20 protein-coding genes are annotated in these 14,470 nt (G+C 32.9%); 5 read left to right on the plus strand and 15 right to left on the minus strand.

What is annotated here, in order from left to right:
* Positions 1 to 7 precede the first annotated feature (7 nt).
* The gene (locus PQ462_RS14245) at positions 8 to 739 is read left to right on the plus strand and encodes an AAA family ATPase (RefSeq protein WP_274250477.1); all 732 of its coding nucleotides are present in this window, start codon (positions 8 to 10) and stop codon (positions 737 to 739) included.
* A 48-nt stretch (positions 740 to 787) separates the two neighbouring features.
* Here PQ462_RS14245 and PQ462_RS14250 read toward each other — a convergent pair whose 3' ends face one another.
* The 13 genes from PQ462_RS14250 to PQ462_RS14310 all read right to left on the minus strand — a co-directional run bounded on the left by PQ462_RS14250 (position 788) and on the right by PQ462_RS14310 (position 10,844).
* Complete coding sequence (locus PQ462_RS14250) at positions 788 to 1,402, minus strand: thioredoxin family protein (RefSeq protein WP_121360820.1); 615 nt, start codon at positions 1,400 to 1,402, stop codon at positions 788 to 790.
* 3 nt (positions 1,403 to 1,405) lie between these two features.
* On the minus strand, positions 1,406 to 1,882 hold the full coding sequence (locus PQ462_RS14255; RefSeq protein ID WP_274250478.1) for a TlpA family protein disulfide reductase: 477 nt from the start codon (positions 1,880 to 1,882) through the stop codon (positions 1,406 to 1,408).
* A gap of 270 nt (positions 1,883 to 2,152) precedes the next feature.
* Complete coding sequence (locus PQ462_RS14260; protein ID WP_274250479.1) at positions 2,153 to 2,806, minus strand: Imm19 family immunity protein; 654 nt, start codon at positions 2,804 to 2,806, stop codon at positions 2,153 to 2,155.
* Entirely contained in the window at positions 2,799 to 3,392 is a 594-nt protein-coding gene (locus tag PQ462_RS14265) for a hypothetical protein (RefSeq protein WP_274250480.1), read from the minus strand. The genes PQ462_RS14260 and PQ462_RS14265 overlap by 8 nt, the downstream gene beginning before the upstream one ends.
* A gap of 5 nt (positions 3,393 to 3,397) precedes the next feature.
* Positions 3,398 to 4,150, minus strand: coding sequence for a DKNYY domain-containing protein (locus PQ462_RS14270; protein ID WP_274250481.1), 753 nt, complete (start codon positions 4,148 to 4,150; stop codon positions 3,398 to 3,400).
* Positions 4,151 to 4,239: 89 nt separating this feature from the next.
* On the minus strand, positions 4,240 to 4,962 hold the full coding sequence (locus PQ462_RS14275) for a DUF1963 domain-containing protein (RefSeq protein ID WP_274250482.1): 723 nt from the start codon (positions 4,960 to 4,962) through the stop codon (positions 4,240 to 4,242).
* Positions 4,963 to 4,984: 22 nt separating this feature from the next.
* Complete coding sequence (locus PQ462_RS14280) at positions 4,985 to 5,929, minus strand: DUF6985 domain-containing protein (RefSeq protein WP_274250483.1); 945 nt, start codon at positions 5,927 to 5,929, stop codon at positions 4,985 to 4,987.
* Positions 5,930 to 6,361: 432 nt separating this feature from the next.
* The gene (tnpA, locus tag PQ462_RS14285; protein ID WP_274250484.1) at positions 6,362 to 6,823 is read right to left on the minus strand and encodes an IS200/IS605 family transposase; all 462 of its coding nucleotides are present in this window, start codon (positions 6,821 to 6,823) and stop codon (positions 6,362 to 6,364) included.
* 262 nt (positions 6,824 to 7,085) lie between these two features.
* Positions 7,086 to 8,435, minus strand: coding sequence for a DUF6138 family protein (locus tag PQ462_RS14290; protein WP_274250485.1), 1,350 nt, complete (start codon positions 8,433 to 8,435; stop codon positions 7,086 to 7,088).
* Positions 8,436 to 8,442: 7 nt separating this feature from the next.
* On the minus strand, positions 8,443 to 9,114 hold the full coding sequence (locus tag PQ462_RS14295) for an SMI1/KNR4 family protein (protein ID WP_274250486.1): 672 nt from the start codon (positions 9,112 to 9,114) through the stop codon (positions 8,443 to 8,445).
* A gap of 2 nt (positions 9,115 to 9,116) precedes the next feature.
* On the minus strand, positions 9,117 to 9,818 hold the full coding sequence (locus PQ462_RS14300; protein ID WP_274250487.1) for an SMI1/KNR4 family protein: 702 nt from the start codon (positions 9,816 to 9,818) through the stop codon (positions 9,117 to 9,119).
* Between the two features lie 177 nt (positions 9,819 to 9,995).
* On the minus strand, positions 9,996 to 10,439 hold the full coding sequence (locus tag PQ462_RS14305) for an SMI1/KNR4 family protein (RefSeq protein ID WP_274250488.1): 444 nt from the start codon (positions 10,437 to 10,439) through the stop codon (positions 9,996 to 9,998).
* A gap of 84 nt (positions 10,440 to 10,523) precedes the next feature.
* Entirely contained in the window at positions 10,524 to 10,844 is a 321-nt protein-coding gene (locus PQ462_RS14310) for a winged helix-turn-helix transcriptional regulator (RefSeq protein ID WP_012026132.1), read from the minus strand.
* A gap of 153 nt (positions 10,845 to 10,997) precedes the next feature.
* On the opposite strand from PQ462_RS14310, the gene PQ462_RS14315 reads away from it, so the two are divergent.
* Positions 10,998 to 11,915 (plus strand): DsbA family protein, encoded by a 918-nt coding sequence (locus PQ462_RS14315; protein WP_274250489.1) that lies wholly within the window; start codon positions 10,998 to 11,000, stop codon positions 11,913 to 11,915.
* A 63-nt stretch (positions 11,916 to 11,978) separates the two neighbouring features.
* On the opposite strand, the gene PQ462_RS14320 is transcribed toward PQ462_RS14315, so the two are convergent.
* Both PQ462_RS14320 and PQ462_RS14325 read right to left on the minus strand, forming a co-directional pair.
* Positions 11,979 to 12,326 (minus strand): hypothetical protein, encoded by a 348-nt coding sequence (locus tag PQ462_RS14320; protein WP_274250490.1) that lies wholly within the window; start codon positions 12,324 to 12,326, stop codon positions 11,979 to 11,981.
* Between the two features lie 115 nt (positions 12,327 to 12,441).
* Positions 12,442 to 12,915 carry a CinA family protein gene (locus PQ462_RS14325; RefSeq protein WP_274250491.1) on the minus strand — a complete coding sequence of 158 codons (474 nt, stop codon included), beginning with the start codon at positions 12,913 to 12,915 and terminating at the stop codon, positions 12,442 to 12,444.
* A 251-nt stretch (positions 12,916 to 13,166) separates the two neighbouring features.
* Here PQ462_RS14325 and PQ462_RS14330 point away from each other — a divergent pair, with 251 nt between their 5' ends.
* From PQ462_RS14330 to PQ462_RS14340, 3 genes are read left to right on the plus strand one after another with little or no spacing between them, the layout of a single operon-like run.
* A complete protein-coding gene (locus PQ462_RS14330) occupies positions 13,167 to 13,649 on the plus strand; it encodes a hypothetical protein (protein WP_121360802.1) in 483 nt (160 codons plus the stop codon).
* Positions 13,650 to 13,678: 29 nt separating this feature from the next.
* Entirely contained in the window at positions 13,679 to 14,098 is a 420-nt protein-coding gene (locus PQ462_RS14335) for a hypothetical protein (RefSeq protein ID WP_073410721.1), read from the plus strand.
* Between the two features lie 13 nt (positions 14,099 to 14,111).
* The gene (locus PQ462_RS14340) at positions 14,112 to 14,336 is read left to right on the plus strand and encodes a PrgI family protein (protein WP_274250492.1); all 225 of its coding nucleotides are present in this window, start codon (positions 14,112 to 14,114) and stop codon (positions 14,334 to 14,336) included.
* The last annotated feature ends 134 nt before the right edge of the window (positions 14,337 to 14,470 follow it).

Raw genomic sequence — 14,470 nt, forward strand, 5'->3', positions numbered from 1 at the left:
ATCTCAAATGAATCTGTACGAACTTGTTGTAAACGATACTGAAAAAGTTGCACTCGATGATCTGTTTTTCAGCGAAGAAAATAAAACAGCCCTTCTTCAAACCATAAAGGAGCATAAATATCTTGAGGAATTAAAAAAGTACAATTTAAAAGTTGATAATAAAATACTGCTTCACGGGCATTCGGGCTGCGGTAAAACAACAACGGCAAAGGCAATTGCAACGGCTTTAAATAAAAACATTGTCATTATCAACCTCAGCACTTTAATTAATGCTAAAATTGGGGAAACTTCTAAAAACGTAAAAACGATTTTCGACAAAGCAATTCGTGAAAAAGCGGTTTTATTTCTGGATGAATTTGACCAGATTGGAAAAAGCCGTGAAAGCGACGACAAAGATGTTGCCGAAATGAGACGTTTGGTAAATACTATTATTCAGCTTATAGATTATTTCCCAACAGACAGTTTATTGATTTGTGCTACCAATTTTTACAACAGTATTGATACGGCTTTACTGCGCAGATTTCAAATTAAGCTGCAATTTGAAATGCCTGACCAGCACCAATTGAATGTTTATTATGACAAACTGCTGGCTGATTTTCCGGAACATCTGCAGGACATTCTGCGAAAATATGATATTTCTTATGCAGAGGCAAAAGATTATATTCACACTACAATGAAAAGGCAGATTATTGCCGAACTGGAACTTAAAGAGCAGAAAATCAACGAAACGATTATATAAAAAAACGCCTCATATCCTGAGGCGTTTTAACAAATTAAATTCTGGTAATTAAGCTTTCGCTTTTCTTTTTACTGTACAGCCAATTTCTTTGGTTTGTGTTACAGCCGGCTTTTGACCGCTTTTTAAAGATGCAATTACATCTTCTGCATATTTTACCTTATCGGCTTTTGTTCCTTCCGGATCGTTGTCGATAGCGCCTACATATTCTACTACGTTTCCTTTTGCTGTTTTAGAAACAATGAAAACGTGCGGTGTGCGTTTTGCTCCGTATTCGTCTGTAATTTTTTGTCCCGGATCAAATAAATATGGGAAAGGGTATTTTTTTTCTTTTGCCAAATCCTGCATTTTACTGAAAGTATCTGCTGTAGAAGCTTCAGGATCGTTTGGATTAATTGCAATTACAGGATATCCTTGTGGTTTGAATTTTTTATCTAAATCGATAATTCTTTGCTCGTAACCTACTGCATAAGGACAGGTATTGCAGGTAAAAACTACGATATAACCTTTTGCATCTTTAAAAGTCCCAAAAGAAACTTCTTTGTTGTCTACATTTTTCAGTTTAAAATCTGGTGCAGTATCTCCGGCTTTAAGTGTTGTTCCTGTTTGAGCCTGAGCTAAAAAGGCAGAAAATGCCAATGTTAGTAATAAGATTATTTTTTTCATGGTTTACAGTTTTTTATATTCAGTTAATAATTGTTCGTATGTAAATTCGCTTTCTACAAATTTTCGTTTATCGTTTTTAATGAAAAGTGTTGCCGGAATACTTCCTGACCAGTTTGGATCAATTCTATCAATAAATTCCTGCGGACTGCTTTCGTTTAAAAGAAATACTTCGTTTTTAAGGTTTTTTCTTTTTACAAACGGAACTACATTCGATGCCAGCTTTGATTTGAAATCCAAACTTACTAATAAAACAGCCAGTTTTTCTGATTTGTGTTCGGCGCTTAGCTTTTCAAAATGCGACAGTTCTTTAATGCATGGCGCGCACCACGTTGCCCAAAAATTCACAACATACGTGCTGTCTTTTCCATTTTTAATTCGTTCGTTCAGCTGATCGATGTTTAACAGCTTCACATTCTGACTGTAAGCCGAAATCGAAAAAACACCAAACAGAAATAGATACAAAAAAGACTTGATTTTCATGAGGTACAATGCTTTAGGATTAATTTGTGCCTTACAAATATAAACTAATGAAATCTTACTTTTTGTTAATAAAAGTTTAATGGAGTTTTTTTGAGGTTCTAAGGAGCTAAGATTCTAAGTCATTAAGATTTATAAATCGTTGCTTCGGAATTTTAAAAATTTAAAACAAAAGAACTAACGGTTCGAACTATATTGCAGCGTTGGATTTTAATCCAGCGTCATAAAACCGCAAACAAAAAGAGAGCCGTAGGCTCGGCACATTTTAATTTTTTATCTTTTAAAAGAAACCAATTTTTTATTCAATTCTATTACATCTTCTTTATAGCGCGGATATGCTGTTATGTTTCTCACGCTATGATTTTGATTATTGGTTAACCCAATTTCTTCTGTTTGTTGAAATGGAGATTCCATAATTAAACCATTTAAAATACAATCTGCGATATAATCCGAATGTGTTTCAAATTTTGGAATTTCTCTCAGATGTTTTGCGATTATGGGTTTTAAAATAGATTTCTGATTTTCTGTAATTCCTGTAATAGGAAGAAAAAGCAAAAATAATGAAGGATATTTTTCAAAGGCCAATAATTCATCTAATGTAAAAAACCAGGCTTCAAAATGTCCGCCTAAATTGCCAATGTAAATATCATTTAGAAAAAAGTTGATTTCATATTCCTGAAATTCAACAGCATAATTTAAATCATCTGTCAGTTTTTCTGCGATGTATCTTGGGTTTTCTTCTATATCATTCTGATTAAAAAATACGTGTTCCCACTCATAAGCTTTTGTTTCATCCGTTTCTACAACTTCCAGAACCTCATCAATATTTATTTCTTGTTTTTCATCATAACCTCTTGACCAGCAGAAATAAAATTTCCAGAAAAAAGTATTCTGATTCAGTTCTTCAATTGGGATCTGTCTATTCATCTACTTCAACTTTAAATGGATACGTAAAATCAGCTGTATACTCTGGTTTTTCAGCAGAAGGTTTTAGCACAAATTCAAAAGTAGGTTCCATGCTTTCAAATTCTTCTATTTTTCCCGAAACCGTTTCTACTTCTAAAAGCTGTTTGGTTAATCCGGCCAGAATAGTAACCGAATACCAGCCGTTTGGCAGTTCAATTGACGCGTGTTTGTATTTCTTTAATAACCCGACTTTGGTTTCTGTAAAATCTCTCAAATACGGAATCGTATACAGGTAGATTCTGCCATTCGCAACTTTTAAACAATATCCGTCACGCTGGTGCTGTACTTCATTTTCTGCTTTTAACAACTCTGGTGTTTCATCTGATAAATTAAAATAAACGGTATAAGGATAATTTTCTATTCCTATCATTGGCACAATTACGCCTTCTTCTACAACCTGATCTCCGGTTTCTTCTGTTGTGAATTCCGTCAGCAGATCATCCGGCAGGTCATTTTCTATTTTATATTGAAGCAGATAATCTGGATCGCCCAGAATAAAATAATCCATTAGGTCATTTAGTACTTCGTCGAATTTATATACCGTCATTGTTTTTAGATTTTAGTTCTTTTTCCCATATAATAACTGTATTCCTTATCAAAAGCATATCCTCTTTCATCAATAACTTTAAAATGAAAATCGTTCAGGCTTTTGGTTTTTATAACTTTTACTTCCTCATTGATTGTTCTGATGTAATAAGCATATTTATCATCTTTGGCATAAAAAACATTATCGCATTCTAAATAATAAGTTCCGTCTAAACAGCCTTCCAGAACTTTAAATGCATTTGGATTGGCTTCTGGAACTATATTTCCTTTGAAAAAAACATGATTTTTATCTAAAGCCATATTTCCAATTAAATCCGGATGCGGAATTGTAAATGACTCTAAATCGACATTTTCAATCAGTTTTACGTCTCCAAAATATAATTGATCTTCAACCTGAATGTGATAATTATTGAGGTGTTTGGCTTTACTCAGATCAAAAGGCATCTTATCATCATGCCGATAATAATTTCCATTTGAAAATGTATATCCTTTTTTAATATCTATTACTTTAAAATCATTAGATTTTGCATCTTCAAGAATCGCAAAAGCGGTAAAAGCGCTTTGAATATAAACATGGTTTTTATCTGTAAAATAAATCGTAGATGCAAAACCATCATTGTCATATTCTGCGTTTGTGACTGTTATTTTAAAAGTTTCAAAATCAATCGTTTTGTAAAACTTTTTAAACACTTCGCTTTCATAACAAAGAATAAATTTGTTGTCTATAATTTTATAACCATGTCCTAGATCTTTAATCATGATCGCTTTATTTTTATTTTTTATCTAATTATTTCGAATTGATTAGAGTTTTTTTGGACGTATACAGATAATGGAACTTACAGCCATTTTTATGATTGTCCCCAGTAGAATTCACAGTTATCAAATTTAAGGGCTTTAAGATCATTTTTATCAATTAAAACACTAAAAACACCTTCGTCATTAAATCCGTTTTCTCCTATCTGCAAAAGCACTATTTTGTCTGAATTTACTATTTCTAATATCTGATTTTCCTGATACTGGCAATGTGTAAAAATTCCGAATATTTTAGAGGTTTCACTTCCTTCAAAATAATCCCATAACAAACCATCTTCGTTTGTATATTCTTCTTCATCTTCGTATTCTGGTTCACGGTAACGATTTGAAAGATTTTCAGTATTGGCAAAAACTTCTTTTATCAATACGCCTTCAAAAAAGTTGTCTTCATGATCTTTAACCACTCTCACCAATTCACTGTTGTCAACATCTGCATATACTGCCAGGCCTTTATCTTCCATGATATCAGCAAAAAAGAATAAATGTCCGGTTTTAGGCAAAAGTCCCAATTTATCATGTGGCGCAATTTGTTTTAAATCCAATTGAGCAGCAAAACGCAGCTCATCTGGGTATTCGAAATCTTTTGGAAGATCAGCAATTGGTCCGCCATAGCGGGAATGCCCAAACGGAATATCTAACGTGCTTGCTTTTACCAGCAATCCATCTTCTAACAGAATTTCAGGCATTTTTAAACTGTCTCCATAATAATGTTTGGTCGCCGGACGTAATTCTATTATATCAAATGTTTCTTTTTTCATTTGGTTTAGTTTTATGGTCAATTTATTTGCTTTTATTATTATCCTTTTCGGCAATCCAGGTTAAAAATGCGGTATCGGCACCTCCTATTTCAACAATTCTGTTTTTATGTGTCATCACGCCCAAGCCGTGTTCGCTGTCCCATGAACAGGAGAAAAGAAAACCAATGTACGGCAGATCGTCTTTAAAAACAGATGTGACATAAATCGCTGTTGGCGATATCAGATTTGCAAAACCTTTTATATTCGTTACATCTGGCATAAAATCAGGTTTGTCTTCTTCACTGTAACCATAATCTTTCTGCCAGTCGGGATATACTTTTAGTAATTCTGTTATAATACTTTCCAGTATTTCGGTTTGGTTGTTTTCAAGATAGTCGATTCCGTTTTCGTGTTCTTCCCTGAATTCTTCTTCCTCGTCATCATCAAATAATATTTCACATTGTATTTCCGGTTCTTCTTCATTAAAAAATGACTGCCATTCTCCTAATTCAACCCATTCGAAATAATCGTCCTGAACTTCTTCCTGTTTTGGAAGTTCACGCGGATTTTCTAAATGTTTATTGAAAAATTCATAACAAAAAGGTGCTCTTGTAAATATATAATCGGGATTTTCATTATAACACAAATTGAAATATTCTAACGCTTTTTCTTCGTTACCACATTCTAAACAGCATTGTCCTTTGTAATAATTTCGAATATAAGGTTCGTTTCTGCCCGAAGCTGCATGACGGTCATTCATATCAAGCCAGCGTTTCATGTTCGGGAAATCTTTTGCCCAGATATATTCATTGGTCATTCTTCCGGTAATGATATAGGCCTGATAAATATTGTATTTTTCATCATCGGCTTCTGCCCATTTTTCTTCAATAAAACTAATCAAATCTTGTTTGGTCAGTTTGTTTGTTTTTAATGAAAATTTATCTAAAAACGTGTCTATTTCGTTTATAATGCTTTCTGCGTTTGACATTTTTTCTATTTAATGATTTTACTACCGACGATATGTTCCTAACGGAACATTTTTCGATATGCTTTTTCTATATATGATGTTCTTAATGGAACATTTGATCTACCGACGAGATGTTCCTAACGGAACATTTTTCGATATGCTTTTTCTATATATGATGTTCTTAATGGAACATTTGATCTACCGACGATATGTTCCTAGCGGAACATTTTTTCGATATGCTTTTTCTATATATGATGTTCTTAATGGAACATTTGATCTACCGACGAGATGTTCCTAACGGAACATTTTTCGATATGCTTTTTCTATATATGATGTTCTTAATGGAACATTTTTTAAAACAGATATATAATCTTATGTTCCGTTAGGAACATATCGTTGGTAACACCAATAAATGCTTAGGTTCATATCGTTCCGTAGGAACGTTTGAAATCACTAATCTATAGGTTCTTTAAAAATATACTGCTCATCATATTCTACTTCGAATGCTTTTAAAAACTTTTGATATTCTTCTAAAAACGTTTCTTTTGTATGGTGTACTTCTTGATTTTGTATATATCGAATTACATTAGGAACATGACTTCTGGAATAAGAAAAAGCACCATAACCTTCCTGCCACGCAAAATATGATGATAATTTTTGCTCTTTAATCCATTTGCTTGTTTCTGTTTTGATATTCTGAATAAGTGACGAAATAGATTGTGTGGGCCTCATACCTATAAATATATGGATATGATCGGGCATACTGTTTATACATAGCATTTTGTGTTGATTACTCTGAATTATTCCAGTTATATATTGATGTAATCTTTCCTTCCAATCTTTTGTGATTAATGCTTTTCTATATTTCACTGCAAAAACAAACTGAACATGCAGCTGTGTATATGTATTTGCCATAATAAATATTCAATTGATGCTAATCAAACGTTCCTACGGAACGTAAAATCATCGCAAATTATTTTATTTTTCTACCGACGAGATGTTCCTAGCAGAATATTTTCGATACGTTTTTTTTCCTATCTGATGTTCCCAACGGAACATTTAATTTACCGACGAGATGTTCCTAGAGGAACATTTTCGATACGTTTTTTTTTTCCTATATGATGTTCCCAACGAAATATTTAATTTACCGACGAGATGTTCCTAGCGGAACATTATTTTATAACAATTTCTCAAAAAGTGCTTTTTGCTCCTCATTTAATTCTTTTACAATTTTGGAGAAACCTTTACTTTTTCCAAAAGTGGTATACATAATACTTCCCCAGCAGTAATCTGCCATTTCCTGCGTATCGTTTCCACTGTCTGAATACTCTTTTATATCTTGATCTGTAAAATAATAAGCTGTAAAATTTTCTTTGCTGTCTAATAATAATTTCAAACTGTTTTCAGCAGCAAAATACGGAATAAAGGCTTTATTATGCGGATGTTCCTGCATTGACAACAATGCATTAATATATACACGAATTGACTTTTCGGTTACGCCGAATTTTTCTAAAAATGCCGGAGTAAATTTTGCCTGAATCGATTGGTGTTCTTCATCTACAGTTTGATAATAATCGATGAGTGTTTCAAAATATTTTTCGTCTTGCAATCCTAAAGCAAAAACGGCAAAGGTCGAAGGCATGGCACAATTTTCATCTTCGAGGTTATTGTACCATTCGTATTCTTTTTTCGAAAGATTAATGTATTCTAAAATGCTTTTATGAAGGTTTGGATATTTAACTGCTTCTGCAAACAGATAGTTCTGTCCGCATTTTGGAAGCCCTTTTACAGGAAGCAGTTCTTTATTTTTTGATGAAAACGCTATTTCATAACTCTTAGGAAAATCAGATTTTAGAAGCGCATTTACAAAACTCAATGCTTTACCATAACTTTCTTCTGTTTCATTATTGAGCTTGATATTTATCGTGGCAAAAACATCATTAGCTTTAGCTGTAAAATCACTGTCTTTATAATCTGTCAGTTCTTTTGGGAGTTTTCCTGTTCCAAATTTCTTAAGTTTTTCTACTTCATCAGAACCTAATTCAATTACGATATCAAAATATTCATTTGCTGTAACCGAGGCATAACTTGGTCCATATTTAATATGAGAAACCGCTAAATAACATAAAAAGCTTAAGAGTTCTTTTTGATCTTCTGACAAGTCTGGCTGAGAATGTTTTTCTTCTGTTTTAGGAATAAAAATCTTGTATTTGCCTTTTTTAACTCTTTCAAAAGTATTAAAAACCAGTTCTTCAGTTTGTTTTCCAAGCGAATAATAGTAACTATCAAATCCGTTTAACTTTCTTAATTTTTCAAAAAAAGCAATATACTGGTCTTTTGAGAAAGCTCTGGTTGTGAAAAAATATTCAATAATTTTATCAAGAAGGAATTTTTCTCCCGTATCCAGCAAATAAGGATTTGGATAAGCTTTATCTACTTTAACCGTTCCGTTTTCTATAGCGCTAATGAATCTTTCTAAAAGGGCTTCGTTTCCTTCAATTTTTACTAAATAATTTAATTCTCTCATTATAGTTTTATTCGTTTTCTTGTAATTTCTTTAAATCTGATTCTATTCGCTTTTTTGAAAGCAGATACGTTTTTAAGTCAATTTTTGCTTTATTCTCTTCCAGTTCTTTTAATTCTAAGCGAAGTTCACGGTTTCTAAGCTCTTTTTCTGAAAGCTCTTTTTCAGGATAAAGTATATCGAGTTCATCTTCGACATTGGTGGTTTTGCTCAAAACTTCTTCGAGTGTATTTCCTAAAAATACCCAGCAGTCGTGATCATATCCCAGATTTCCCGCCGGAACCAAAATTATCGGGAAACCATTATTTTCTCTAAGATCATAAGCATAAAACTTTCCGCCGCCGTTAAATGCTATTGGCAGAAATGCAGGCGCCCAAATAGGGAATCCGTAATTTATATACATCTGCCGAATTTCTTCTAAGGAGAAAAAACCAAATTCACGTTCGCCGTTTATAATGCCTCCGCCGTTTGAATATTGCAAAAGCTCAATATATTCTTTGGGAAGTTTAAGCTGATGTGGAATAGGAAAATGTTTTGGATCTCTTCCGTTTGGATACAAACTGTTGATATCAGGAAAGTTTTCAAATTCTTGTTTTGAAAATGGTTTTGTAAAGAAATCGTCTGAAACCAATTCTGTTAAACCGGACTGTTTATCGAAAAAGCTAAATTTACTGAACCACATAATTATTCATTTTCTTCATCGTCATAAGCTTCGTCGTCATCATACGAAAGGTAAGACCAATCGATGTCTATACAATCCAGAATTTCGTCAAAACGATTTTGATCGCTGGTTCCGATAAAAGCAGCAGTACAATTTTTATTTTGATCGAATGACAAACTAATTACATCATAAAAATTGTTTGTATATACTTTTTGATTGTCTCTGCTTATTTCGGGTGCAGGCTTCCAGTTTTCTTCTACAAATTTTACAATTTCTGAGTCTATTGGACCTATATAATTTCCATTGTATTTCAGTCCGCCTAAAGTTCCGTTATATACGCCCATAAACAGAAAGAAATTATCTGTAGTCTGGGTTTCAACTTCCCAATCTGTTTGTTCGATGGTATCGTAACTTCCGTAAACCGGGGGATTATCCAGTTTTAAATCGTCTTTTTTAATTCCCCACATCGCCACAACCTGATTTTCTTCATAAATAACCAGAACATCATCTTCAGAGAATTCAATTTCTCCATTGGGTTTCATTAGTCGGTTATGTGCGTAATTGAGGTTTTCTTCTTTTCCTAATTCCAGATAATATTCTTTGAGTTTTTTCGGAAATGTAATTTCTAAATCTTTTTCAACTGCAAGGATTTCATCTTCAGAAAATCCGTAGTTTTCCTTTTCAGAAAGTCCGTAAAGGCGTTTTATTTTTTGTATATAATTCATTGTAAAGTCTTCTTTTATTAAGAGATTAATATCTCCATTTTTTAACCGTTTTTTCGTCCAGCAGGCCTATAACAATTTCTTCTGTCCAATTATCAATTTCTTTATCATCAGAAAAATCATTTTGGGCAAAAATTAAACAGCCTTTTAAATAGTCATCAACGGTATCAAAAAATTTAGTCAGTAAGGTCTGTCGTCGTGGTCGTAGTAATAGATTTCTTTTGTTTCGCTGTGAAAGCAAAACATATTTCCATTGCCCAAATAATCGCTGAAAGAAATTAAATATGGCAAAAGTAATTTATCTTCTTCGGTAAAATCCGGACCATATTGCGGTGCATCTAACCAAATATCTTTTATCCAGTCTACTTCTTCAAAGTCCTGAAGCTGTTCGCCAATATCAGCGATTCCAAATGTTTCGTAAAATAATTTTAAATTTTCTGGTAATGCAGTTCCTAATTTTGTTTCGAGTGCCAGAATTTCTTCTTTTGAAACAGGTTTCTTTAAATCGTCTCCAAAATTATCAGCAATGGCTTCGATAATTTTTTTAGTATTTATTTTCCAGTCCGGATCTCCAATTTTGTCAAACGGAATCAGAATATCTTCTTTTTTATGTATCTCAATCATGGTGCAGGCTTATATATTTTACGAAATGTGAAAATACATAATTCCTTGTAAGATTGCAATTACTTTATGATTGATAATACAATCTTAATTATTCTCAGAAAAAAATTCAAGCTGTTTAAATACCGGAATAAGCGATTTTCCTTTTTCAGATAATGTGTATTCTATATGGAGCGGTTTTAATTTGATAATGTTTTTATCTAAAAGTCCAAATTCTTCAAGCTCGCGCAGTGCAGTAGAAATAGATTGTTTGTTTGCGCCTTTAATGTCTCTCAAAAGTCCGTTAAAGCGTAACGGGCCGGCTTCAGCCAAAAGAAAAATCTGTGGTTTCCATTTACCTGATAATAATTTTAGAAGTCCCTGAGCCGGACATTCGTTCTTTTTTGGGGAGCTGTTTTCTGTAGTCATCTTTTTTAGACTAATTGACTTGTGATTAAATACGGACGAACTTTGCGTAAAAATAAAAAACTAAGTGTAAATAAAACAGTTGTTATGAAAATACTGCCGCTGTTGTTAATCTTGATTTGCAGTACAAACTGCCAGTCGCAAAATAATTCGAAAATGAACGAAAACAAAACAAATCCGTTATTGTGTGATCCTGTAAACGGTATGTGCGAAATGCCGGCGGGTGAAATATCAAACGAAAAAACGGTTATTAAAACAGAAAATAAACCTGTAAAAATAATTTATTATACTGATCCTATTTGTTCTTCATGCTGGGGAATTGAGCCTCAGCTTCGAAAATTAAAACTGGAATATGGTGATTATTTTGAAATTGATTACAGAATGGGCGGTTTACTGCCGGATTGGAGTTACAACAGCGGCGGAATCAGTAAACCATCTGACGTAGCGCATCATTGGGACGAAGCCAGTTTGCATTATGAAATGCCTATTGATGGCGATGTCTGGCTTGAAGATCCGCTGGATTCTTCTTATCCGTCTTGTATTGCCATGAAGGCGGCGCAGATGCAGGATAAACAAAAGGCGATACATTTTATGCGGATTCTGCGTGAGAAATTGTATCTCGAAAAGAAAAATATTGCGAAATGGGAAAATATTGCCGAGGCAGCTAAAGTGGCAGATCTGGATACCGAAAAACTGAAAAAAGATTTTGAAATTGATGCCGTAAAGCTTTTTCGAAATGATTTAAATATGGCCAAAAATCTGAATGTAAGAGGTTTCCCGACTTTTTATTTTTCTGACGGCAATAACAATCAATTAACGGTTTATGGCTCTAAACCTTATGCTTCTTACGAAAATGCCCTGCTTGTCCTGGTTCCTGATGCCAAAAAGAAAAAGTTTGAAAATAAAAATACTTTGTCTCTTTTTGAAGTTTACCCAACACTGGCTCCAAAAGAATATGCAGTTATTCAGGATATATCTGTTAAAGATGCTGAGATCATTCTCGAAGAATTGTTACGAAAAGGAAAACTGGATAAAAAAACCATTAAAAATGGTTCGCTGTACAGTATAAAATAGTTTTAAAAACAAAAGCCGTAAATAGATGTTTACGGCTTTTATTTTTATTTTTTTTTTAATATTTCATATTTCAAGAAAAGGCAGTTTTTGAGGAGAAAGCAACCATGAAATTCCATCTTCTTCTTGTTTTACATGCCATACAATAAAACCTAATGCAATTTCTTTAAATCCGTATTCTGAATATACAAATGGAGGAATCCATATAAGTTCAATGTCACCATCTCCTTCCCATCCTGCATTTTTAAATAAATTTGCTGCTATTTTTTTATATTCATCTGCGTTTGGTAAAAAATGATTTGGATCAAATGTGAAATTTAAATTATCAATCCATTCATAAACATACAATTTAAAAGTTTTTAATTCTTCTGGTTTGTATTTTATTACTTCATCTTTTTTTATCGAATAGGCCATTCTTTAAATTCTTTGATTAATAAGCAAAACTATTTTTTTTTAAATAAAAAGACAGTTATTAAAAATCATTTTTTTATCAATTTAAGCCAAAATAATATACATTAAAAATAAACTTTTAAATTCCTTCCAAAATCAATTCAGCTGCTGCATCAATTGCCTGATTAATTATACTTTCGGGATTTCCAGTAAATTCAAAACGACGTGCCGTTTCTTTATCCGAAAAAATGATATGAACAAAAATGGTTCCAACGGGCTTTTCTTCGTTTTCACTTCCGCCTGGAGTCGTAAGTCCGGTTAAGGCAACACAGATATCTGAATTCATGTAACGATAAAAATTCTGTGCCATAAGTTTGGTCACTTCTTCAGATTCTGCACTGTATTTTTCGATTGTGCCCCACGGAATATGAAGCAGATCTTCTTTCATTGATGAATGATAACACACCATTCCTCCTATTAATATTCGTCCGGAATTAAAAACTGTCGAGAATTCATAACTCATTTTTCCTGCTGATGCGCTTTCTACAAATGTTATGGTAAGATTTTTTTCAATCAGAGTTTGGCAGCAGGCAGTTACTTTATCAGAAGCCATTTTCTATTTTGTTTTAGTTAAACAATTTTACTAACCAAATTTAAAATGGATTGCAGAAACGAAACTTACACAATTTCTTACAGTTATTATATTATAAGTAACTGTTAATTATGCAGCTATAATGTATTTTCCTGTAAGATACTCAGACGACTCTCTTGCTAATTTTGTAAAAACACAGTATTAGTTACTGAAAACTATTTTGCTGAAACTACAGCAGAGACAGAAAAAATAATAACTAAAATAATGATGTTATGGAAAAGCAAAGCAACTTTGAATATGGTCAGACGGATCCTGACTATATCGATCAAAATACACTTATTGATGGTACTTACTATAATGATGATCAATATAGTAAGGAGTTAACAAAGGAAACTCCACAGGAATTTGGAGAAAGCGATCCCGATATAATTGAACAAAATACTCTTGTTGATAATGATAATTATGCAAGAGATGAGGACCAATACCAATATCAGGAAGAATTTATTGAAGATTTGAATCATCCTGAACAGGATTTTGAAAAGAATACCAATATAAGAGCAGAAAATATCCCGAATGAGGAACGAATTGTAAATGAAGATGATCTCATTACAAACGACGGTAATCGCGATGATTTTGATAATGATTCTGAACCAGCCTATGATAATGATGTTGAAAAAGACAGTGATCTTGACGACGATGAAGAACTTGATGATTTTGATGCTGAGCATTATCCTGAAAATCATCCTAGAGAATAGAATAAAAATTAGTTTAAAAATATGGTTTTATGACTTTAGCGGCTCAAATTGTCTGGTTATTTGTTCTGGCTGTTCCTATAGCCTGTATAAGCTGGACGGTAACACATGAAGAAATTTTTAGAGAACCTCATGAATGGTGTGTTAAACGTTCTAAAAATGACCGATATATTTTGTCAAGAAAGTTTTTCTACCTGCTTACTTGCGAATACTGCTTCAGCCATTATGTTACAATTGCGTTTTTAATTCTCTGCAATTATAAACTTTTGTTAAACGACTGGAGAGGATATATTTTGGCCGGATTTTCGCTGGTGTTTATAGCAAATGTTTATATGAGTTTTTTTGCATTGCTGCGTCAGGCCATAAAAAAAGAAAAAGTTGAAATTGAAAAAATTGAAACTGAAACCGATAACGAAAAAAATGTCACACAAAATAAAAATACGTTTAATTAAATAAAGAAAAATCATGGAAAATTTACAGTTTATTGACCCATTATTGCACGGAATCAAACCTATTGAAAACAATACAAAAAACCTTTCTGTTAAACAGCTGGCGTGCGCCGGTATTGGTTCTCTTTTAGTTGGAGCCGCTTTAAAGAAAACAGGACATAATAAAGCTGCCGCTTTTGTTGGAAGTCTTGCTCTGCCATTATTATCTGCAGCAGTTTATAAAAAAATAGCAAATAAATAAAAGGGAAAAACGTTTGCTGATTGCGAAAATGCCCGTTAAGGTTTAAAACCTAACGGGCATTTTCTATTAATGTCATGTTTATATCTTGCTGGGTAATTTTTACGCACTTTGGTTATTTGAAATCAAAAATGGCA

Source organism: Flavobacterium sp. KACC 22758 (genome assembly GCF_028736135.1).
Lineage (GTDB): Bacteria > Bacteroidota > Bacteroidia > Flavobacteriales > Flavobacteriaceae > Flavobacterium > Flavobacterium johnsoniae.

Bases quoted from the DNA above. Each gene is read 5' to 3' on its own strand.
- PQ462_RS14300 (WP_274250487.1), bottom strand. From the start codon at position 9,818: ATGAATTATATACAAAAAATAAAACGCCTTTACGGACTTTCTGAAAAG.
- PQ462_RS14330 (WP_121360802.1), top strand. From the start codon at position 13,167: ATGGAAAAGCAAAGCAACTTTGAATATGGTCAGACGGATCCTGACTAT.
- PQ462_RS14335 (WP_073410721.1), top strand. From the start codon at position 13,679: ATGACTTTAGCGGCTCAAATTGTCTGGTTATTTGTTCTGGCTGTTCCT.
- PQ462_RS14260 (WP_274250479.1), bottom strand. From the start codon at position 2,806: ATGAATAGACAGATCCCAATTGAAGAACTGAATCAGAATACTTTTTTC.
- PQ462_RS14280 (WP_274250483.1), bottom strand. From the start codon at position 5,929: ATGTCAAACGCAGAAAGCATTATAAACGAAATAGACACGTTTTTAGAT.
- PQ462_RS14270 (WP_274250481.1), bottom strand. From the start codon at position 4,150: ATGATTAAAGATCTAGGACATGGTTATAAAATTATAGACAACAAATTT.
- tnpA (WP_274250484.1), bottom strand. From the start codon at position 6,823: ATGGCAAATACATATACACAGCTGCATGTTCAGTTTGTTTTTGCAGTG.
- PQ462_RS14325 (WP_274250491.1), bottom strand. From the start codon at position 12,915: ATGGCTTCTGATAAAGTAACTGCCTGCTGCCAAACTCTGATTGAAAAA.
- PQ462_RS14310 (WP_012026132.1), bottom strand. From the start codon at position 10,844: ATGACTACAGAAAACAGCTCCCCAAAAAAGAACGAATGTCCGGCTCAG.
- PQ462_RS14275 (WP_274250482.1), bottom strand. From the start codon at position 4,962: ATGAAAAAAGAAACATTTGATATAATAGAATTACGTCCGGCGACCAAA.
- PQ462_RS14290 (WP_274250485.1), bottom strand. From the start codon at position 8,435: ATGAGAGAATTAAATTATTTAGTAAAAATTGAAGGAAACGAAGCCCTT.
- PQ462_RS14245 (WP_274250477.1), top strand. From the start codon at position 8: ATGAATCTGTACGAACTTGTTGTAAACGATACTGAAAAAGTTGCACTC.
- PQ462_RS14305 (WP_274250488.1), bottom strand. From the start codon at position 10,439: ATGATTGAGATACATAAAAAAGAAGATATTCTGATTCCGTTTGACAAA.
- PQ462_RS14315 (WP_274250489.1), top strand. From the start codon at position 10,998: ATGAACGAAAACAAAACAAATCCGTTATTGTGTGATCCTGTAAACGGT.
- PQ462_RS14340 (WP_274250492.1), top strand. From the start codon at position 14,112: ATGGAAAATTTACAGTTTATTGACCCATTATTGCACGGAATCAAACCT.
- PQ462_RS14255 (WP_274250478.1), bottom strand. From the start codon at position 1,882: ATGAAAATCAAGTCTTTTTTGTATCTATTTCTGTTTGGTGTTTTTTCG.
- PQ462_RS14295 (WP_274250486.1), bottom strand. From the start codon at position 9,114: ATGTGGTTCAGTAAATTTAGCTTTTTCGATAAACAGTCCGGTTTAACA.
- PQ462_RS14250 (WP_121360820.1), bottom strand. From the start codon at position 1,402: ATGAAAAAAATAATCTTATTACTAACATTGGCATTTTCTGCCTTTTTA.
- PQ462_RS14320 (WP_274250490.1), bottom strand. From the start codon at position 12,326: ATGGCCTATTCGATAAAAAAAGATGAAGTAATAAAATACAAACCAGAA.
- PQ462_RS14265 (WP_274250480.1), bottom strand. From the start codon at position 3,392: ATGACGGTATATAAATTCGACGAAGTACTAAATGACCTAATGGATTAT.